Source organism: Verrucomicrobiia bacterium (assembly GCA_035577545.1).
Taxonomy (GTDB): domain Bacteria; phylum Verrucomicrobiota; class Verrucomicrobiia; order Palsa-1439; family Palsa-1439; genus Palsa-1439.
In genome coordinates this window covers 47113-67816 of sequence record DATLVI010000046.1, presented here as the reverse complement: position 1 = coordinate 67816, position 20704 = coordinate 47113, and the positions used below count along the sequence as shown (strand labels likewise).

General features: G+C 57.8%; 24 protein-coding genes. 6 read left to right on the top strand and 18 right to left on the bottom strand.

Annotated elements, in window-relative coordinates; all coding sequences use genetic code 11:
• The coding region (locus tag VNL17_17140) for a hypothetical protein (protein ID HXI85807.1) at positions 1-231 on the top strand (231 nt) is incomplete at its 5' end.
• An 18-nt stretch (positions 232-249) separates the two neighbouring features.
• On the opposite strand, the gene VNL17_17135 is transcribed toward VNL17_17140, so the two are convergent.
• A complete protein-coding gene (locus VNL17_17135; GenBank protein HXI85806.1) occupies positions 250-894 on the bottom strand; it encodes a PEP-CTERM sorting domain-containing protein in 645 nt (214 codons plus the stop codon).
• A 248-nt stretch (positions 895-1142) separates the two neighbouring features.
• Here VNL17_17135 and VNL17_17130 point away from each other — a divergent pair, with 248 nt between their 5' ends.
• The 3 genes from VNL17_17130 (at position 1143) to glgP (ending at position 5234) form a co-directional block, all read left to right on the top strand.
• Positions 1143-1538, top strand: coding sequence for a hypothetical protein (locus tag VNL17_17130; GenBank protein ID HXI85805.1), 396 nt, complete (start codon positions 1143-1145; stop codon positions 1536-1538).
• Positions 1539-1707: 169 nt separating this feature from the next.
• Positions 1708-2964 (top strand): 4-hydroxy-3-methylbut-2-enyl diphosphate reductase, encoded by a 1257-nt coding sequence (locus tag VNL17_17125; protein HXI85804.1) that lies wholly within the window; start codon positions 1708-1710, stop codon positions 2962-2964.
• 71 nt (positions 2965-3035) lie between these two features.
• Positions 3036-5234 (top strand): alpha-glucan family phosphorylase, encoded by a 2199-nt coding sequence (gene glgP, locus VNL17_17120; GenBank protein ID HXI85803.1) that lies wholly within the window; start codon positions 3036-3038, stop codon positions 5232-5234.
• Here the strand turns inward: glgP and VNL17_17115 are convergent.
• The 10 genes from VNL17_17115 to VNL17_17070 form a co-directional block, all read right to left on the bottom strand.
• On the bottom strand, positions 5174-6499 hold the full coding sequence (locus VNL17_17115; protein HXI85802.1) for a glycosyltransferase family 87 protein: 1326 nt from the start codon (positions 6497-6499) through the stop codon (positions 5174-5176). The two genes, glgP and VNL17_17115, sit on opposite strands and share 61 nt — an antisense overlap.
• Positions 6442-7383, bottom strand: a complete 942-nt coding sequence (locus VNL17_17110) for a HEAT repeat domain-containing protein (protein HXI85801.1) — start codon at positions 7381-7383, stop codon at positions 6442-6444. Before VNL17_17110 ends, VNL17_17115 begins: the two co-directional genes overlap by 58 nt.
• Entirely contained in the window at positions 7380-8273 is an 894-nt protein-coding gene (locus VNL17_17105) for a bifunctional 5,10-methylenetetrahydrofolate dehydrogenase/5,10-methenyltetrahydrofolate cyclohydrolase (GenBank protein ID HXI85800.1), read from the bottom strand. Before VNL17_17105 ends, VNL17_17110 begins: the two co-directional genes overlap by 4 nt.
• Before the next feature lie 9 nt (positions 8274-8282).
• Positions 8283-9188 carry an SH3 domain-containing protein gene (locus VNL17_17100; protein ID HXI85799.1) on the bottom strand — a complete coding sequence of 302 codons (906 nt, stop codon included), beginning with the start codon at positions 9186-9188 and terminating at the stop codon, positions 8283-8285.
• On the bottom strand, positions 9136-9867 hold the full coding sequence (locus tag VNL17_17095) for a pseudouridine synthase (GenBank protein HXI85798.1): 732 nt from the start codon (positions 9865-9867) through the stop codon (positions 9136-9138). Before VNL17_17095 ends, VNL17_17100 begins: the two co-directional genes overlap by 53 nt.
• Positions 9868-9881: 14 nt before the next feature.
• Positions 9882-10034: a small basic protein gene (locus tag VNL17_17090; protein HXI85797.1), complete on the bottom strand. Its 153-nt coding sequence runs from the start codon at positions 10032-10034 to the stop codon at positions 9882-9884.
• A 15-nt stretch (positions 10035-10049) separates the two neighbouring features.
• Entirely contained in the window at positions 10050-11045 is a 996-nt protein-coding gene (locus VNL17_17085) for a tetratricopeptide repeat protein (protein HXI85796.1), read from the bottom strand.
• The gene (gene cutA, locus VNL17_17080; GenBank protein HXI85795.1) at positions 11029-12558 is read right to left on the bottom strand and encodes a divalent cation tolerance protein CutA; all 1530 of its coding nucleotides are present in this window, start codon (positions 12556-12558) and stop codon (positions 11029-11031) included. The genes VNL17_17085 and cutA overlap by 17 nt, the downstream gene beginning before the upstream one ends.
• A complete protein-coding gene (locus VNL17_17075) occupies positions 12555-13238 on the bottom strand; it encodes an HAD family hydrolase (GenBank protein ID HXI85794.1) in 684 nt (227 codons plus the stop codon). Before VNL17_17075 ends, cutA begins: the two co-directional genes overlap by 4 nt.
• A 348-nt stretch (positions 13239-13586) precedes the next feature.
• Positions 13587-14288: a zinc ribbon domain-containing protein gene (locus VNL17_17070; protein ID HXI85793.1), complete on the bottom strand. Its 702-nt coding sequence runs from the start codon at positions 14286-14288 to the stop codon at positions 13587-13589.
• A gap of 198 nt (positions 14289-14486) precedes the next feature.
• Between VNL17_17070 and VNL17_17065 the strand changes: the two genes are divergently transcribed.
• Together VNL17_17065 and VNL17_17060 are read left to right on the top strand one after the other, a co-directional pair.
• Entirely contained in the window at positions 14487-15614 is a 1128-nt protein-coding gene (locus VNL17_17065) for a right-handed parallel beta-helix repeat-containing protein (GenBank protein HXI85792.1), read from the top strand.
• Between the two features lie 237 nt (positions 15615-15851).
• Positions 15852-16769, top strand: a complete 918-nt coding sequence (locus tag VNL17_17060) for a pirin family protein (GenBank protein HXI85791.1) — start codon at positions 15852-15854, stop codon at positions 16767-16769.
• Positions 16770-16890: 121 nt separating this feature from the next.
• Here the strand turns inward: VNL17_17060 and VNL17_17055 are convergent, their stop codons facing one another.
• From VNL17_17055 to VNL17_17025, 7 genes are all read right to left on the bottom strand, one after another.
• A complete protein-coding gene (locus VNL17_17055) occupies positions 16891-17391 on the bottom strand; it encodes a hypothetical protein (GenBank protein HXI85790.1) in 501 nt (166 codons plus the stop codon).
• An 80-nt stretch (positions 17392-17471) separates the two neighbouring features.
• Positions 17472-17915, bottom strand: coding sequence for an SRPBCC family protein (locus VNL17_17050; GenBank protein ID HXI85789.1), 444 nt, complete (start codon positions 17913-17915; stop codon positions 17472-17474).
• Positions 17916-18302: 387 nt separating this feature from the next.
• Positions 18303-18713 carry a VOC family protein gene (locus VNL17_17045; GenBank protein HXI85788.1) on the bottom strand — a complete coding sequence of 137 codons (411 nt, stop codon included), beginning with the start codon at positions 18711-18713 and terminating at the stop codon, positions 18303-18305.
• Between the two features lie 142 nt (positions 18714-18855).
• The gene (locus VNL17_17040) at positions 18856-19062 is read right to left on the bottom strand and encodes a DUF1059 domain-containing protein (GenBank protein ID HXI85787.1); all 207 of its coding nucleotides are present in this window, start codon (positions 19060-19062) and stop codon (positions 18856-18858) included.
• Between the two features lie 107 nt (positions 19063-19169).
• Entirely contained in the window at positions 19170-19496 is a 327-nt protein-coding gene (locus VNL17_17035) for a nuclear transport factor 2 family protein (GenBank protein ID HXI85786.1), read from the bottom strand.
• Between the two features lie 74 nt (positions 19497-19570).
• Positions 19571-19912, bottom strand: a complete 342-nt coding sequence (locus tag VNL17_17030; protein ID HXI85785.1) for a hypothetical protein — start codon at positions 19910-19912, stop codon at positions 19571-19573.
• Positions 19913-19974: 62 nt separating this feature from the next.
• The gene (locus tag VNL17_17025; protein ID HXI85784.1) at positions 19975-20598 is read right to left on the bottom strand and encodes a DUF1559 domain-containing protein; all 624 of its coding nucleotides are present in this window, start codon (positions 20596-20598) and stop codon (positions 19975-19977) included.
• Positions 20599-20704 lie beyond the last annotated feature (106 nt).

Genomic DNA, 20704 nt, shown 5'->3' with positions numbered 1-20704 from the left:
GGCTGGACGGCAGCACTGGGCGGCGCGGCGTTTGCCCGGGAATTTGCGCGCGGCGGTGCGGCGCTGGCCAGGCACGCCAACGATGCCGAGGCTCGCGCCTTCATCCAGGACAATGCGTTCCTGAGAAGCGCACCAACAGTGACGCGATACATTTACTGGACGAGTTTGGTCTTCTTACTGTTCCCGGTGCTGGCGCTTTGGAAAGTCTTGAAAGCGCGACGACGGATGTGAATAGCTCGGCGGGCTACGCTACACGCGTTTGCGTTTGAGGAGTGGGCAGAGCAATAGCGCGCCGGCGGTGGCCAGCAGAAACGACGAAGGCTCCGGCACAAACTCGAAGGTGAATTTGTCCATGACAAAATTATTCCCGCCTGCAATACCAAAGGCTTGCTGTCCCCCAGAAGAGATCAAGTAAAGCCGGTTGATATTGTGATAATTGAAAGTGAACAAAGTTGGGGATGTCGCACTGGCTACGACTGTTGTGTCGTATAGTAGGGTTGTGCCGGTGAATCCTTGTACTTCGATACTTAGATTACTGTTCCACGCGCCCGTTAGATAGGCGCTTAGGAAATTAAAATTGGTGCCAGACGAGTCAATCTCAGCGGGATCGCCAAAGGCATTAAAAGCCACGTTGGAGGCCGATACCATGCCGTTGTAATAGCCATTCGAGCCGTTGGCTGTGAGATGAATCGCCTGCTGATCAGTAAAGAGAATCGTATTCAAGGCCTCAAAATTGCTCCAGACCAAGCCTTGGTAACCGCTTGCAAGAAATGACCCAGTACCCGTTTCGGAGAGATCGTCAAATGTGACAATGGTGCCTACGCTTGTTGAAACAGTCGAGAACACGAGGAGGGCGAGGAACACAGGGTACAATAGGAATAACTTCGTGTTCATAACATCTTCTCTTTCCGTTCCTCAGCGAGGAATATAACTCCGCCCGCACCTACAGTCTCCAACGAGAAGCCTAGCGGAGTGGCATCATAAGTCGATGCAATTCGGGCTGACGGCCGGATTTTTACATTCCCTTTACAACTGCCGTGCTCCACCAACGCGGAGAGTACGGGAGGAGTCATATGGAACGTCTCGATTAAATCTCTGTACATCGGATTCCGATAGTGGTAGGATCCGAGGCATGGACGTTTATGATGATCCACCTTCACGAGGAGGCTTCCGCCGTCGCCAAGGCTATGGCGGACAAGACAGCGGACTCGCTGCTGTGCGCAGCTCGGAGCGCCACTACGGCAGGCCGGCTCGGTGGCTGCGGGCGACATTGCCAAGGGGATGGAATCCCAAAACATGTGTTTTTGCGAAACGAACCCAATTTATTTTCGCCGTGGAACTGCATTTATCCATCGCTGTTGCAAGATGTTACACATAGTAAAATCAGTCAAAATATTTGGGTTCGTTTTCCAAAACGAACCCAATTCCAAGGGGTAGATGAGGTCAAACAAGGCGCAAAACGCAAAACAAAGAACGGGTTTGGGCTGCATCCGTCTCGTCTCTTCTACGTTTTTTACGTCAGACTGGTGGCCATCTAGATCCTTCGACTTCGCTCAGCATGACAACCGGGGGAGATGGCGAGCGGAGCGGTTGCCCTACAAATCGGACGAAGCACAGCGGCGCGCCCGGCGGTCGCGCCCTACCCCCAGCGGACAAGCGGGGGTTTTGGTTGAAATGTGGCCCTTTATACGGTAGAAGGATAAGTGAATGAGTGAGCCTATTGTAGCGGAAGTGCCTAAACCGAAACGCGTTAACCTGCGTCGGCCTGACATTATGGAGGCCGTCCGCGAAGAAGTGGAGTTGCATTATCGCAGCCAGATCGTCGAAAAACTGCGGCAGCGCGGCGGCGAACTGGAGGCGGGCGGGCTGAAGGTGCGCTTGGCGAAGGAATTCGGGTTCTGCTACGGCGTGGAGCGGGCCATCGACCTGGCGTACGCGGCGCGCAAGGTGTTCCCCAACCAGCCGATCTACATTCTCGGCGAGATCATCCATAATCCCGAGGTCAACGAGCAGCTCGTTGCGATGAGCATCAAGTTTCTCTCGGGTCCGATCAAGAGCGCGAGCATCGACGACCTGAAGGAAGACGACGTGGTGATCATCCCCGCGTTCGGCGCGGAAGTGGCGACGATGGACAAGTTGAAGGCGAAAGGCTGCCAGCTCGTGGATACGACCTGCGGCGATGTGATGAGCGTCTGGAAACGCGTCACGCAAAACGCGAAGGAAAGATTTACCTCGATCATTCACGGCAAATCCAAACACGAAGAAACGAAGGCGACGAGTTCGCGCGCCACGTCCAATAATGCCGGCCATTATCTCGTGGTGCTCAACATCGCGGAGACCGATTACGTTTGTGACTATATCCGCCACAACGGCAACAAGGCGGAATTCCTCGCGAAATTTGCCGGCGCGATGTCGCCGGACTTCGATCCCGACCTGCACCTGGCCTCCATCGGTGTGGCCAACCAGACGACGATGCTGCGCAGTGAGACCGAGGAGATCCAGCGGCGGTTGCGACGGGCGATGGTTGACCGTTATGGCGAGACCGAAATTGACCAGCACTACCGGATGTTCGACACCATCTGCGGCGCGACCCAGGAGCGACAGGACGCGTTGATCCACCTGCTGCAGGAGCCGCTCGACATGATGATCGTCGTCGGCGGGTACAACTCCAGCAACACCTCGCACCTCGCCGAGATGAGCGAGGAACGCATGCCCACTTTCTTCATTCGCAACGCCAGCAAGATTCTCTCGGACAAAGCGATTTTGCACTTCAACCTGCACAAGCAGGAGGAAGTGCTGGCCGAGAACTGGTTGCCGGCGGGGAAGCTCTACGTCGGCATCACCGCCGGCGCTTCCTGTCCGAATAATTTGATCGATGATACCGTCCGCCGTCTTTTCAACCTGCGCGGCGTCAACGTGGATGGCATGATCGCCGCCAGCGAAGCCGCGGCGGCGAACCCGTGATGGTTCCATGTTCCCCGCGCTGATTCTTCAACGCCTGGCAAAACAGATTACGCAAGCGAGCCTGAAATCCCATGGATAAAGCCCCTTTCAAATTCCGTTCGACATCGATGGCCGACATCGAACTGCCCAAGGAAGTCTCGGGGCTGCGCGAACTGGCGTACAACTTGTGGTGGACATGGAATCCCCACGCGCGCCGCATGTTCTCGCACATCCAACCCGGGCTGTGGGCGATCTATCGCAACCCGGTCGAGTTGTTGATCAACATCGAGCCGGCGCACTGGGAAGAGCTGCTGGAGGATGAGACGTTCCTCAGCACGTACAAGTCCGTGTTGCGCGATTTCGAGACGTACATGAAGTCGCTCAACGACACCTGGTTCGCCAAGAACCATCCCGGCTACCAGGGCGGGCCGTTTGTTTATTTCTCGACCGAATTCGGCTTTCACGAATGCCTGCGCATTTATTCCGGCGGCCTCGGCGTGCTCTCCGGCGATCACTGCAAGTCCGCCAGCGACCTGGGGATCCCCTTCATCGGCATCGGCCCGCTTTACAAGCATGGTTACTTCGAGCAGGAGATCGAGCCCGACGGACGGCAGCAGCATTTCTACCCGGCCTACGATTTTTCGCGCCTGCCCGTCCAGCCGTTGTTGGCTGACAATGGCCGGCACCTGACGGTCACCGTCGATTTCCCCGACCGTCCCGTGTACGCGCGTATCTGGCTGGCGCAGGTGGGTCGCGTGCCGGTCCTGCTATTGGACACGGACACCAACAAGAACGATCCCGCCGACCGCCCGATCACGGGCCAGCTTTATGTCAGCGGCCGGGAGATGCGCATCTGCCAGGAACTCGTCCTTGGCGTCGGCGGCGTGCGCGCACTGCAGGTGCTCGGTATCGAGCCGGCTTGCTGGCATATGAACGAAGGGCACAGCGCATTCCTCGGGCTGGAACGGGTCCGCAATTGCGTCAAGGGCGGGATGAACTTCGCCGATGCCTGCAAGCAGGTCGCGAAGAATGCCGTCTTTACGACCCACACACCGGTGCCGGCCGGTAACGAAGCGTTCGACACGGGGCTGATCCGCAAATACTACAAGAAGTACTGCAAGGAAGTCGGCGTCACGCTGGATCAACTCATCGACCTTGGCCTTCCGAGTCCCGGTCAAAGTCAGCAGCCATTCAGCCTGACCATTCTCGCACTGCATCTCTCGACTTTTTGCAACGGGGTCAGCCAGCTTCACGGCCAGGTCAGCAACGACATGTGGCGGCACATCTTCAAGGATTTGAAGTCCGGCGAGAATCGAATCCAGGCCATCACGAACGGCATTCACACGTTCACATGGATGGGCTACCAGATGGCGGAGCTTTACGACAAGTATCTCACCCCGGCCTGGCGCGAGAATCTCATGGACGAGCTTTTCTGGAAGCGCGGCGTCGCCAACATTCCCGACAAGGAGTTGTGGGAAGTCCACAACCTGCAGAAGGAAAGCTTGATCCGCTTCACGCGCGCTCGCGAACGCGCCCACCTGGCCCGACACGGCGCTTCGCCCGACGACCTGCGCAGTGTCGAGGAGTTGCTCGACCCGCAAGCGCTGACGATTGGTTTTGCCCGTCGGTTCGCCACCTACAAGCGCGCGGATTTGTTGCTCCGCGATTTCGATCGGCTGCGCGCGATCCTCAAGAACCCCGAGCGCCCGGTCCAGATCATTTTCGCCGGCAAGGCGCATCCGGCAGACAAACCGGGCCAGGAATTGATCCGCCGGATTTTCGACATTTCGAGAAACACGGATTTACACGGCCACATCGTCTTCATCGAGAACTACAACATGCGGGTCGCGCGCATGCTCGTGCAGGGCGTCGAGGTTTGGCTCAACAACCCCCGCCGTCCCCACGAGGCGAGCGGCACCAGTGGCATGAAAGCCCCGGTCAATGGCGGCATCAACTTTTCCATCGCGGATGGTTGGTGGTGTGAAGTGCAGAATCCCGACGCGGGTTGGACCATCGGCAAGGCGGAGGAGAATCCAAACGCAGACGCACAGGACCACGAGGACAGTGAGTCGTTCTACGATATCCTTGAGGAAAAGATCGTCCCATTGTTCTATGAGCGTGACGCGAACGATCTGCCGGTCGAGTGGATCAAGATGATGAAGGCTTCGATTGCTGCTGTCACCCCGCGGTTTTCGACCGCGCGGATGGTGCGCGATTACACGGAGCAAGCCTACCTGCCGGCGGCAAAACGCGGCGGGGCAGTCACAACGGCGTCGGAACAAACCTGGTAGGCAAAGAGCGTGCCGAGTAGCAGCAATCCATACAGTGGAATATAACTGACCGCAAACTCCAGCCACGGACTTCGCCAGTCACCCATCAAGTTCAGCATCACGAGTGCAAGCCCGAGTGTCACGACCTGGCCGGGAGTTGGACTTCGCCCCACGCGCGCCACGGCCATTGCAGCCGGAAAAATCAGCAGCACATAATAATGACCCCACGCCTCGGAAATTCCGGCAAGCATTACCACGGTCATTAAACAGAACTCGGACTCAAGATCCACGCCCACCTCACGCCGCTCGTTCTTCCAGCAAATGCCGTACGCGAGGATGACGAGTGCCAACCCGATGATGGCGCCGATGTTGGCCCATGCGTGCAAAGCGCTCCATTGTGGATCGAAACTATGGAGAGACCACGCGGCGTTCTTCACGAAAGACGGCACGGTAAAATTGAAGTGACGCTGCCACGTGATCCAGTCGTCCACCACTTTCATTCCGCGCGTCCAGAACTGCTGCCAGTTCCCCAAGCCACTGGCCAGGACCAATGCCGCGCTCCACGCCAGAACCGCGCCCGCGCATTTCCAGCGAGTCTTCCACTCTCGCGAGGAGCGCCACAGGAACCACGGAAGCAGCACCACCGGAAACAGCTTGAACCACACCGTTGTTGTTGCGGCTACACAGGCGCTTACCGGCCGGCCATTCCGCAGACACCAGTACGCCAGGAGGATTATCGCAGCGATCGGCAACTGGCACTGCGAAAAGAAGAAATGCCAATAGACCGGTGCCGAAGCAATCATGGCCGCGCACACCAGCCACCGCGCCGGGAGCGATAGCCGATCGGCTGACAGGCGCCAGGTAAGCATCAAGATCCAGCACAGACTGAATATTTCCAACATTACCCAGATCCAGAATGCCGCGATTGGCGGGAGCAGTGCAAGGGGTGCGAAGATGGCAACAAGCAGTGGCGGATTTGTAGCAGTCGGGATCGGATGTGTGTAGCGGAATCCCAACCGCTCGTACTCTGGTTGTAACGGCGTGGAGTAGAGATCAGCGCCGGTCAGCAGCAAGCGGCTGGAGATATAGTAGTGCGCGAAATCGTTCCCTTTGGCGCGCGCTGGCAAGTCACGAGCGATATGCAGGATGCCGAACAGCGCAAGGCCCAGCGCCAGCGTTTGCAGCAGGCACGCACGCCGTTTCCGATCCTGAGTTTCGGTGTTTGATTTCAAGATTTGGAAGGTGGTGGAACCAGCCAGTAATAATTCAGGAGATAGTTCTGCCATTCTTCGATCCCACGCGCTCGCGCCGTTTCGTCGCCCGTGGGATCAAACGCGACCTGTTTGCCGGTGAGTTTGCGCAACCTCTCGTCCGCCTCACGCCGCTGGGCCGCCGCGCTCGACGATAGTTCCCTGACGAGCGCCGTGATGGCCTTGAATTCGACAAATCTTCCCTGGACACTCTCCACATTTGGGAGGTTCTTCTCGCCGAAACTGCCGGCATTCTGTTGCAGCACCGACGCAACATCCACGTCGTGCCGCAAGCACATCGTCGCCAGCGAGTACAAACACGAATAGCGGAACTTGCCACTCGACGTCCCAAAAAACAGTTTTGCGATCGGCAACACCTCCGTCTCGCGTCCACTCGTACCAAGCGCCAGCACAGCCTGTTCCTGCACGATATCCGGCGCGCCCAGCAACAGATGCAGCGGCGGAACCAGTCGCGCATCGTCCACAAACCGCGCGGCGAAGGCTGCCGAGCGCTGCACACGTGGCTCCTTGTCATCCAGCTCCTGGAGCAGGACTGGAACTACAAGATCGTTCCTCGCGCCGGGATGCTCGCGAAACCCGGCCTTCTTTAACGCGTTTCCCAGCACGATCAAGATCAAATCCCGCGCGTCGACGGATAAGGTGTTGTCACCCGCTTCTCGCAGGCAGGCTGGAACCGCCACGATTCCCATGTCCGCCACCCACGAGAGATTGAGATGGTCAATGGGACCCCGCAACTGCGTATCGAGACGCGCCAGTTGATTGCTCTGAAGTTCCGTTGGCTCGGGGAGCAATGTCTCGGGCAGCGCCGATGGTGACACTGATTGAAAGGGCGGCAGTTTTTCAGTGCTGCAACCAAGAAGGAGGGACGCCACGAGCAACAGCGTACCGGGTTTTCTCACCCGGCCCCGTGCCTCATCCTGGCCGCACGGACAGTGTTGTGCATGAGCATGGCGATGGTCATCGGACCAACGCCGCCGGGCACGGGCGTGATCAGCGATGCTTTCGGCGCGACTGCGTCGAAGGCCACGTCCCCCACAATGCGGTAACCTTTTTCGACCGCTTTGTCCTCGACTCGGTTGACACCCACGTCGATGACGACGGCGCCATCGCGCACCATGTCGGCGTTTACAAAGTGTGGCGCACCAATTGCCGCAATCAAAATATCAGCCGACCGGCAGATCTCCGCAAGGTTCCGGCTCCGCGAGTGACACACCGTGACCGTGGCATTGGCGTTCGAGGTCTTCTGCGAGAGAATCAGGGACAGCGGACGGCCGACGATGCGGCTGCGACCAAGCACCGCAACGTGCGCGCCGTCAATCTTCACTCCGCTGCGAACGAGGAGTTCATGAACACCCGCGGGCGTGCAGGGGATGAAACCGGTCGGATCGCCCAGCGCAAGTTTGCCGATGTTCAGCGGGTGAAAGCCATCGACATCCTTACTGGGATCGATCGCCGCGAAAATGGTCGTCGCCGAGATTTGCGGTGGCAAGGGTGATTGAACAAGAATCCCATGGACTTCACGCTTGAAGTTCAGGTCGTTGAGGATGGCGAGCAACTCGCCTTCACTTGTGGACGCTGGTAGATTGACGCGCTCGGAGTGCAGCCCGAGGCGGGTGCACATCTTGTCCTTCATCGAAACATATGTGGCGCTGCCAGGATCTTCACCGACAAGGACCACGGCAAGACCCGGAGTCAGCCGATACTGATCCTTCAGGCGCGCGATCTCAGCGATAGTCTCGGCATTGATCTGCTCGGCGATGGCTTTGCCGTCGATGAGTTTCCCAGACATCACACACGATTACCAAACCATGTCGATACGCTCGATGGCGATGACCGGGTACCGCTCGCCTTTGCGCCAGCGTTGGGTCCCGACCACGCGAACGTGTTTGCCCTCGAACCTCTTCAAATTCGTCTCGGAAGTCTCCAGATACGCGATGCGAAAGCTGAGGCGGTCCGCCTCGGTCGTGCGCAATTCGAAAGTCGCCGGCGCATTCGGCTCATTCACCGCGGCCAAATATCCGTCCTTTACCACGTAGGTGACCAGAATGTCCGGGTCGGCATTCACAACACTGACGGCTGGCGCCGCCGGCGCCGGTATTGGCGACGCGGCAACTGGCGGCGTTACGACCTCCGACGTGCTGGCGGGTGGCGCGGCCGCGCGCGGAGCGGCTTCAACATCTACCAGCTCGGCCGCAATCCAACCGCTGCACTCTGGCGTCGGCCGGATTTGCACCCACTCGCCCTTTTTCTCCACCACCTCGACCTTCGTGCCTTTCGACAGCTTTCCGACGTCGCGGTAATTCGAGCCGGGACCGCACCGCACATTCAGGTTCTCGACGTTGGCGGCTCCGCCGGTGAGATGCTTGGCGCTGACGTAGCATTTCGCCGCCGCGGGCAAGGCGATCCGCAACCAATCCACCGACTTTTCCCGCTCGGTCACTGTCTTGTGGTCGAGCACGTCCACGGTCTCGCCTTTGTGAAGCTGGGTGACGACCTCCGCGCTCAGGCTCGGGCGTGAGCGAACGTTGCTGTGCTGGCCCTTGATTGTGCCGCGGCCTGTTTCGGATACCGGGGCAGCGACGGCCGGAACGGCTCCACCGGAATCGGCGCGAGTGGCGGACACGATCCAAGACGCCGCGACGGCAAGCGCGCTAAGGACGAAGATCTGCCGGCGAAAATTGTGTAAGTTTGTCCACTTCTTCATGAGTAAGATGCCTCCATTGTGATGTTGCCAGATTCCCCAACTCAATCGGGCCGACCGCCAGCCGCACGAGGCGCGTCACGGGATGCCCAACCGCTGCCATCATCCTGCGAATTTGTCGTTTCTTTCCTTCACTGAGAATCAGCCGCAGTTCCGTACCATGAACTTGCGCCCGCACCTGGAAGATTTTTTCGGCGCGCAACAACTCGCCGTCACTACGAACCCCCCTCAGCAGGCGTGCGATCTCAGCCTTCTTCAATTCCCCCTCGACCTCCACGAAATAGGTCTTGCTCATCTTGTAACGGGGGTGCGTGAGCCGCAAGCTAAAAGTGCCGTCGTTGGTCAGGAACAACAGACCCTCGGAATCCTTGTCAAGCCGTCCGACGGTGTAGAGCCGCGGCAGCGACCCCGGCAGCAAATCGACCGCCCGCTTGCGCCCATGAGTATCGGCGTTGGTGCACACGCAACCGACGGGCTTGTGCAGCGCAATATAAACCTTGCGCTCGAGCACGACCGGCTTGCCGTCCACGGTCACGGAATCGCGCGCGGGATCAATCTTGGTGCCGAGGACGCGGCTCGGTCGGCCATTGACCGAAACCTGGCCAGCTTCGATGAGCTGCTCGCAACGACGCCGCGAGGCAATGCCCGCTTCCGCAAGATACTTTTGCAGGCGGACGAGCACGGCGGAGTGACCGACTACTCCGGCTTGGTTTTGGGCAGCCCGAAAACGCGATCGCCGCCCTTCCAGCGCCCCTGCTTCTTGAGGATCTCCACGCGCTCGAACCGTTTGAGAACGTTGCGGCGCGCCTGGATTTTGTTGGCCCCTTTGAGACTTTGATGTTGTGACATGGTGTACTTCCTGATTTAAGGCTTGAGTGTCAGTTTCAGTGCTTCAATTTTCGCGGCGACTTCATCTCGGTACTCAATAGTCCTACCAGATTGCAGGTACTTTTCAAAGTTTTTTATCGCCTCGGTTGGATTGTTGTCCTCGTAGAAAAGACCGAGTTTGTAATACACCAGCGCGTAATCCGGCCGCAATTCCAGCGCTTTGCGGTACGCAGTCAACGCTTTGTCGCGTTCCTTGAGTTGCGCGTAGGCGTCCCCGAGCCCGCTGTAAGCCAACGCGTATTTCGGGTCCTTCTCGATGGCCTTCTTGTAATAGACAATCGACTCATCGGGCCGCTTTTCCAACAGATACGTGTCACCCATTGCATTGTTGAAATGTGGAACGCTCGGGTCGATGTCGATCGCCTTTTGCAACAGCAGCTTCGCGTCCTTGTCACGCAATTCCTGCAGATAGAGAATGCCGAGACTGTAGTAGGCGTCGCCGTTTGGACGTCCGGCTTCCTCTTCGAGTTTCACGAACGTCGCAAGATGCTGCTCGGCCCCCTTGAGATCACCCTCCTCTTTCAACAACACGCCGAGGTTGTGGTGCGCGCGCCCGTATTTCGGATTGATGGCCAGCGCTTTCTGATAAGCATTCCGCCCTTCCTTCTTGCTGCCGGTCTCATCGTAAAGCACCCCAACCTGGTTCCAAACGTCCGCATCGTCCGGCTTGATCTCCAGATACCGCTTGTACTGGTCAATCGCCCCGCCCTTTTCCCCCAGCTTCTCACAGACAACCGCGAGGTTATAATAAGCGTCCAGGTATTTGGGGTAGAGTTTGATCGCTTTTTCGTACTCCAGCTTCGCGCGCGGCAGCGAACCGGCCTCGACGAATTTATTGGCTCGATCAAAGTACTTGGTGGCCTCGGCGATCGCGCTGGTCTCCTGCGTCCCGCTCTCCGCCGCCCGCGCCCGCGTCAACGGCGCCGCCGCCAGCACAATCGCGATCAGGAACCCTTCAATTGCCCTTTTCATTATTCCCCTCCTTCGCCTTCAGTTTATCCAGGGCCGCCTGTGCGCTCTTGGCGACGGAGTTGTTGGGAAACTCCCGCAACAGCTGCTCCAACCGCGCCCGCCCTTTCTCCTTCTGCCCCACCGCCAACTGGCTCAAGCCCAGACAATACAAGGCCTTGTCCTTGTCCTTGTATGCTGGCCAGCGCTCCAAAAGCTTCTCGAAACTGTACGCCGCTTGCGCGTATTCGCCGCGCTTGCCGAGGGCGAAGCCCAGCGCAAATATCGCTTTGTCCGTGTACCCATATTGATTCTGCTCATCGTGCTCGATGACGTTGCGCAGATGTGGCTCCGCCAAGTCCTCCCGCCCTTCTTCCAAATACGTCTCGGCCACCTTCCAGTTCGCTTGCACGTCCTCTGGGCTCTTCATGGCCAGCCGTCGCGCCTCGCGGAAGGTCAACTTGCTGCGCTTGGCCTCATCCAGCTTGGCCAGCAACTGATCTTTCTCGACCAACCCCGCTACCCGCGACATTTCATTTCCCCCGCCATCCAACAACAGGATCGTCGGCGCGCCGCGCACGTCCAGCTTGCGGGCGTCGTCCCCCTGCTTGGCCGCATCGATCCGCACGCACACGAATTCCTCCGCCACGTCGATGACCGCCTTGTCCGCCAACAAACCTTCCTCCAATTTCTGGCAGAACTCCGAATCCCGCAGGAAAAAGTAAGCGAGAATCGGCTTCTTCAACTGCCGCGCCTGCTTCTCCGCGTCGGGCAACGACCGCAACCATTGGATGCTCGACCGCAATTTCCCCAGTGCCTCCGTCGCGGCCTCGCGGACGGAATCCGTCTTGTCGGATTTCTCGACCTCCTCCAGCCACGGAATGGCCTCGGCCCGCCCGCTCGTCTGCAAGGCCGCCACGGCGGACCAACGCACGATAGAGTTGTCGTCCTTCAACACCGCGTGCGCTCGTTCGAGGTCTTCCGCCGCATCACTCACCTGCAACAAACCAATCACCGCCACCTGCCGCTTCTCGGGACTCGACGATGTCAACATTTCGCGAAACTGTTTCTCTACCCGCGTGCCGCCGATATGTGAGAGCGCATCCGCAGCGTCAGCCCGCTCCTCGTCATTCGTGCTCCCCAGTTGCTTCACCAGGTCATCGATGCGATCGGCGTACACAGTGCCGACCGACGCCAACAGAAGCAAAACCACTGCGACTTTTACAATCGATGAGCGCAGCCAATTCAAATAATTCCGCTCGCCCGCAACCACCGGTAAAAAGATCACCTCAGGCACCTCATAACTATGTGCGGCCTTGACCGCACTTGTGACACCGCCGACCCGCGCCCGCGTGGTCTTGATGAGCAGCAAACACTCGCGCGCGGTTTCCAGTTTGCCCCGCCACCAGTAATGCGATTCCAGGCCGCCGATGATGTTGACGCACGCCGCCAGCTTCTTCTTCAAAACTGCCTTGGCCACCTTGCGCGCTTCCGTCCGCGAGGAGCAGGTCACCAACCCCACCACAGCATTTGTCATCGCTTCTTCCCTTCAATTATCTCGATCACTTCCGCCAATGTCGTAATGATGTACGTGGCGTCGCTGGCCCAATCGGGCACCGGCTCACCGTTCGTCAGCATCGCGCTGGGCGCACCCGCGTTCTTCGCGCAGAGCACGTCCCACTTGTAATCGCCGACCATCAACACCTCACCCGGTTCCGCGTCCCAACGCCGCGCGATCTCCCAGATCGGCTCGGGCGCGGGCTTGTGCGGGCCGTCCTCCCTTGTGACAGTGATGTCGAACTTCAGGTTCAATTTCCGACAGACCCCGTCCACCGACCGCCGCGTATTGCGCGTCAACAACGCCGTCGGCATCCCCCGCCGCACCAGCTCGTCCAACAACTCCCGCGCCCCGTGGTTCAACTTCGCCTCCGCCACGCCCGCGTCCTCGAACTTCGTCATCACCGCCTGCACCCGCGCGTATTCCACCCCGGTGGCCGTCGCCAAATAGTCCAGCATGTCCACGTCGCCGATCCCCGCCTCCTCCTTGATAGTTGTAAAGTCGAAGTACGGCGCCGTGATCGTGCCATCCATATCAAATATAACGCCCTTGATCTTCATCGGAGCCGTGATGAAACCACACCTCTGCAGGAATTCCAATGCCGAACGCTGTCCGTCGTTCGCTTCGCCAACTCTCAATTCCGGTCGAAACGAACCCATTTGTAATCTTCACTTCACATCCCTCAACACCTTGCCCCTCTGTATGTTACAATCGTATTTGCGCGCATTACAAATGGGTTCGTTTCGCAGAATGGCATGTTTCGAGGCCCTCCCTGTCGCGTTGAAGCCTTGGCGAAGACGGACTCGTCCGCCATAGCTTTGGCGAAGGCGGATCCCCTCCGAAGAACCGCGCCGCTTCTCTTCCGTCAGCCTTCTACATTTACTCATACTGGTATCCTACCATTATCGGAATCCGATGTCCAGACGGAAACGTCGGGCTTGCGAAATCGCTCTTCTGCGAATTGGCAGGACGACAGGACTACTTCTCAGACGGGCAACTCCGCCCCCCTACTTCGCGGCCTCCGGAAGCGGCGCTCCATCCCACGGACAGAATTTATAGTTGCCTGGTAGTTGTTCCAAACATTTCGGGCAGGTTTTTGTTGGCAGGAGCGACGCCAAGGGTAAACGCCATTTATAATCTTTCCCCTTATAGGCAATGGTCAACGAACCTTCGCTCTTCGGGTCAGCTAGCGCTCGGCCTTTGAAGTCCTCCGCGGGGAAGAGAAAGAAATGGAAGTTCTTACCCATCGACCCCATCATATTGGTGAGCAAGGGCTTCATGATCTGAAGAAAATTCTTCACATCGGCGCTCAGGACGTCGTCATCCAACGGCGGGTATGCGTGGCCGCGAGTATCTTGAAGTTGGATGGCTGCCCGTGCTTCTTCATTGGAAGTATATGTCACCGCGCCAAACGGTCCAATCGTTCCGTCCACAATGCCGACCATCGTATACGGACGGAACACCTGCAACATTCGTTCCGTTGCTTCCGGCGTCATCTTCCCGCCGGATGACAGCGAAACACGCCAGAATTCCTCGGGTACCCACCAGACGAGGGTGATGACCCCGGGTATCTTCCCCGACTTTTGCGTCTCATGAATCAAATCCGACAGATCGACCTTCTTCGGCGGAGCACTCGTTTCTGCTTGCGCCATGATTCCCCAGAGAAACAGGAAGAAAACCGCGTACCGCTGAATAGAGGTCGCTTTCATGGCCCCCACACTAGGGCTTCCACAACCGTACTTCGAGGAAAAATACGCCCGCCCATATCGCCCTCATCTCTCTTCCCTTTCCGCCCTGCATGAAAACTTTACTTCCGAGGGTAATTGCGAAAACCTCTTGCAAACCCGGCTGTTGTTGTTACGTTCCCAACTGGAATCTAAAGCCAATCAATTAAGGAGGATTCGACCATGACGATTTCCGCCAAAGGTGTATTGGGAGTTTCACTGGCCACACTGTTGCTTTCTTCCTCGTCACTGCCACAAGCTCAGGCCGCGACCAAATTCGTTGCGAATAACGGCATCGATAGCTCCGTTTGCGGGACTACGGCCGCCACCGCCTGCCGTTCCATCGGCCAGGCCATTGCCAATGCGTTCGATGGCGACGTGATCGTCGTCGGCCCCGGCCGTTACGGCGATCTCAATGACGACGGCGCGTTCACCGATCCGGGTGACGAAACTTTTCCGGGTGCCTGCGGCTGTATGATTCAGGTCAACAAATCCGTCACCATCATCTCGCGCGACGGCGCGGCGTCGACCATCCTTGACGCGGCCGGCAACGGCGTTAATGTCGTCTCCATTTCCTCCACGGGCGCCGTCTTTGGCGTGCTGAAAAGGGGATTCACTCTCATCGGTGGCGACAACGGCGTGGTCGTCGAATCCTCTGCCAACAACGTGCTGGTCGACGGCAACACCGCCAATGGCAACGGCACCGACGGGTTTCAGGATCTGGGGACGGACTCGGTGTTCTTCAAGAATGTCTCCACCGAAAATGGTAACGATGGCTTTAACGTGCTGGGAACAGCGCCCGCGCTGCTGAACAACCTCGCCACCGTCAATATCAATCACGGGTTCGAACTGCAAACCACCGATGCTTTCGTCCGCGCCAACGTCTCGACGGCAAACAGCGCGAACGGCTTCCATATCCGTGGCGCCAATGACTCCTCCAGGCTGACGGGCAACATCGCCGACAGCAATCTGGGCGACGGTTTTCGCCTCCGCAGCGCGACCAACATCCTCTTGTTCGCCAATTCCACCGTGGGCAACCATAATTTTGGCATCAACCTGTCCAACCTGAGCACCAACATCGTGATCCAGAAAAACAACATCTTCGGCAACGCTGTCCCCGCCGGCTCACCCAACTGTGGTCTGGTCAACAACACCCCGTCCGATATCGACGCCCGATTCAATTTCTGGGGCGCGGCTTCCGGGCCAGGCCCGACCGAGCCATCCGACAACATCTGCGACCAGAGCACCGGCGTTACCGACACCAGCTTACCCTCCACCAAGGAATTCAAAATCAAACCCGGCGCGCCGTAACGCCCGGGCCTGACAGGACTTCAACGGTTCATCGGGGTGCAAGTGTAAGGAAAGCACTGGGGCCAGTGGTGCGTCACCTTTCCCGCTTTTCCATTTTGCCTTTTCGTTCAGCCTGTCCGTTGAGCGTTGAACGTTGGGCGTTGAATGTTGAACGTTAATTCTTTTCTGCTACATTCCACGCGTCAGGCGAACCGGCCCGTTGGCGTGCGGGCCTCGACCAAAAGAGAAGGAGCCGACATGTCCATTCGACCCGTCCACAAACTCATCAAATCCAAGCCTACTATGGAAGGCGCGGGTGTCCATCTCCGCCGCGCGTTCGGCTTCGGCAACACCACCGACTTCGACCCCTTCCTGTTGTTGGACGATTTCCGCAACGACATCCCCGCCGATTACCTCGCCGGTTTCCCCTGGCATCCCCATCGCGGCATCGAGACCATCACCTACGTCCTCGCCGGCAACGTCGAACACGCCGACAGCATCGGCAACCACGGCTCCATCGAAGCGGGCGACATCCAGTGGATGACCGCCGGCCGCGGCATTATCCACCAGGAAATGCCCAAGGGCGACCAAGCGGGTCGCATGCACGGCTTCCAGTTGTGGGCCAACCTCCCCTCCTCGCTCAAGATGACCGCCCCGCATTACCAGGAAGTCAAGGCGCCCGAAATCGCCGTCGCCACCGAAGACGATGGCACCCAGGCCCGCATCATCTGCGGCCAGTTCTGGGGCAAAAAAGGTCCCGTCACCGGCATCGCCGCCGACCCGATCTACCTCGACGTCACCGTCCCGCCCGGCAAACGCAAACGCCTCCCCGTCGACACCTCCCGCAACGCCTTCGCCTACGTCTTCGCCGGCTCCGGCAAATTCTGCAACGCCTCCGGCCCCCTCGCCGTCCCCACCGAAAGCGTCAACTGGCTCGACACCGCCCCACCCGCCGAAGCCGAAGACCGCAGCCTGATCCTCTTCGACAGCGGCGACGAAGTAGTAGTCCAAGCCGGCGACCAAGGCATCCGCTTCTTGTTGGTTTCAGGAAAGCCGTTGAAAGAGCCGGTCGCCTGGTACGGCCCCATCGTCATGAACACGCAGGAACAGTTGCGGAAGGCGTTTGATCAGTTGAACGAGGGTACATTCTTGGAAACAGAAGAGCCGAAAAAATAGCCCATGCGTTCGCCAACAGTTCACGGGTTGCAGCTGCGCTTCTGCGAAGCGCAGGTCGTTTTCCGGTCTTTCAATTGAAGGGCCACGCGGAGCTTGTCCTGAGCAACGTTACTTGACTTGTTCACTTACCGGATTCCGGATGCAACTTCCAGACACCATAGGCTGGAGGATCTCCCTCTCTCCATCCTTGTCCTGGCTCCACATAAACCCTGCCCCACATTCCATTTCCGTCGATCAGACCAATGAATCTTGCGCTTGGCCCTTCGTCCTCGTCGTATTGCATCCACGACACCACGCTTCCAGTCTGAACAAGGTCTTGTATCGGCAGTTTGGACATCTTGATCAGTTGTCCGTTGGAGAATTCCAACTCAAGGGCGGCAGTTTTTTCGGGCTTCCCGGTAAACTGTATTTCAAGTACGTAGGACCCGGAGGTCATCGTGTTCGGTCGAGTCACTACATTTGTCAGAAACGACCGGTCGAGTTCGACCAGTTTCTTATGAAGATCCAAATCGCGCTTCGTCTGTAATTTGGATCGGGAGTCCGCTCCATAATACGATCCGACCCAGAAGATAATGGCAATCAAGGCCAAGACTGCGCAAACGGCTACGATCTTTTTTTGCATGTCGCGTTGAAGCCTAAACTTATTGGATAAAATAGTCTTTACCGCCTGCGTTCGATTGCCGGGCCGGCTACCAATCGGCCTTAATCCGGGATTTCCGCCTCCACCAGCTTGCCCAGCAGCACGAGCGATTCCTGCCAGCCCAGATAACACGCTTCGACAGGGATGACATCCGGGATTCCTTCCTGCACGATGCTGAGTTCCGTGCCCACCGAAACTTTTTTCAAGCTCACGGTGACATGCATTTCGCCGGGCAAATTTGGATCATCGAAGACATCGGTGTAGCGAAGGCGCTCGTGCGGGACGAGTTCAAGGTATTCGCCGCCGAAGGAGTGGCTTTTGCCGGAAGTGAAATTGGTGAACGACATTCTATGCCGCCCACCGACACGCGCATCCAGCTGATGGACCTTTCCGGTGAATCCATTGGGCGGTAGCCATTTGGCCATGGCGTCGGCATCCAGAAACGCGCGATAGACCCGCTCGGGCGATGCCCGCAGCACGCGATGAAGTCGGACTGTGTTAGGCATGATGATCTCCTCAATTTTGGAGTGAATGCGATGACCGGCTATTCTTGCTCATCGTGTAGTTCTAAAAATACCACTCAGCGGGTTATTCTGGGTTCTCGCTTCGTAGGCTCATCTGCCTCATCCGCCGAGACAATCTTCACTGTGACAACATCTCCCGGTGACAGCTTAGTAAAATCACCCCACCAGATATGTTCCTCAGAACCTTTCTCCTCTGTGAGGCCACCCAAAGAGGATAACAAATGGTACCCAGTACCGTCCTTGTACGTATTGGCGGTCACGTCAAACGACAGGACACCGTCTCGAACACCCGCCGTGTAGGTCTTCTTACCGTTTATCTGTACCTCAAAACAAATCATCGCACTACCTCCTGGCCACGATGCAATCGTCCTACATCTCCTTCTCGCAATTAATCATCCACGGCGTGCCGAATTTATCAACAAGCATCCCGAACCGTTGCGCCCAGAATGTCTCCTGCAGCTCCATGCAAATCTCGGCCCCTTCCGACAGCCCTTTGTAAATCCGTTCGGCTTCCGCTGGAGAATCCACGCCGATCGACACCGAAAATCCCTGCGGCTTCTCAAACCGGTCCGCCGGCGCGTCCGAACCCATGAGCGTTTGATCGCCCACCGTCAGCCGCTCGTGAATGATCTTGTTCTTCCAATCGGGCGCCGACTGTCCGGCCGCCGGCGATTCGCCATACGTCATCTTCATCGCGATCTTCCCGCCCAAACACTTCGCATAAAAGTCAAACGCCTCCGCGCATTGTCCCTGGAACATAAGATAAGCATTCAATTTCATCGTGGCCTCCTTGGATTGTAAATGATGGTGAATTTCAGTTGTTCGGGTCGCGCGTTGCCGCCGAATGAAATTACACCACACACGCTGAACGCGCAATTGACGTTCACCATCGCCGAGAGCCGTCGACCCGCAGGAGAAAAAACTACTTCACGTCTTTGATGGCAGCCTTCACCTTCGCCACCAATTCGGGAGGAATATCCTTGAACCCGTGCGCCGTCCGCGCGTGTTCCTGCAATTTCTTCATCAACTCCGCTTCGGTCTCCGCGCGCGCCTCAAAATCACACGCCACGCCCACATCCGAACATTTCATGCTCTTCGCCATGACTGCCTCCGGTTGGTTGATTGCCATCTCACGGTCTACTCCGATTCACGCCGACCTTCAACGAAGAAATTGCCTCCGCCGTCCCTCTGTTCTCTCTGTTTCCTCCTGTAAAACTTCCTATGGAACTCGCGCCGTCATTCAATTTCCAGCGAGATGATCTTGTCGTTCGCGACGGTGAATATGTAATCGAGTTCAACCGGGCTCCCGGGGAAGTCGCCGGTCAACCGCGCGCGGAGTCTCACGATGTTCCCTTCCAACGCGGCATCGAGAGGTTCCACAACATACCGATATTTTGCCTCGGTCTCCCGCTTCCAGGACTTGATGGCATCCAGCCCACGATGGTCGCGGTCTTCGTCATGCACCACCGCATCGTCCGCAAAGCAGAGATCCAGCATGTCCGCATCCCTGGCTTTCACCGCCGCCAGATAGGTGGCGACCGGCCTGGGCAATGCTAGTGCCATCGCGTTGTCCTTGTAGACCGCACGAGACAGAGTTTAGTGGCATTTCGACTCCCTCGCAAGTGCGCGCTGACTTATCAGATGTCTTGTCCATCACCGGTGTCCCCGTCTTTCCCGCGAGCCTTGAAGAATCGCCTCACCATGGGTAAGAAAGCCAGATAGGGCCGTGCATCGCAGAAGGATGCTACCGTGGCTTTCTTGAGCGTCATGTTCTTAAACACAATCCTTTTGCTCGTCTGGTAGGACATCCAAAGCGAAGCGACCAGCCACACTCCTATGAGAATTTTAACCGCAAGCGCGGCCAGGTGAAGTCCCGCTTGTTTCCCCAGATAATTGGAAAGCATCAGCAGCGGCCACAAGACGATCATGTAGAGAATCACGATTTTTGCGTGAACGACGTGGTACCGAACAAAGTTCATTTCACACCCTCCCGTTTTTTGTCCTCAAATCTTTCCGGTTGATAGCACGCCACCGGATTCCGCTACGGTTCCGCAACCAACACGCTGCCATTGGGACTGTCATTCGTACCCGCCGTCGACGGCAGGCTGTTCGCCCACGCCACATGCCCGTCGTTGTAAAGCACACTCCCGCCGGCGTCTTTGTGGGGTGCGCCCGGGGCAATACTGGCGGACCATCGCGCGCCCTTCGAGTACCCGGCCGCGGTCACCGACTTGCCCATCCGATCCAGCGCGACGATCGAATCCGGCTGGTCCTGCCAGATCAAGCCAACCGAATACGAATAACTGATCGACATGCCGGCCGCCGAGTTCGTCAACGGATAGACAGTCTGGGACTTCGCCGCAGTATCGCTCGGGCAGGCGAAAACCTTGGCCGAGGTGATGACGTTGCTCAACAGGTTGTACGAGCCCGCCAATGTGGGATTGCTGGCGAGGTCCTGGGGCATCCGGCCATTGTAAACATCCGAGTACATCGCGATCCCCAGCCCGATTTCCTTGAGGTTGTTCAGGCAGACCGCGCGCCGCCCTTTTTCGCGGGCCATCGTGAGCGCGGGCAACAGCATCGCCGCCAGAATCCCAATGATCGCAATAACAACCAACAGTTCGATGAGGGTGAACCCGATACTGTCCTTCGTGGAGCGTTTCATAGCACGGTCCTCCGTTCGGTTGCGTCAGGACTGCGTGCCCATCACCGCGTAACACTACAGCCGCACCCCTCGCCAGTCATGTAAATGGCCTGTAAAAAAAACGCGC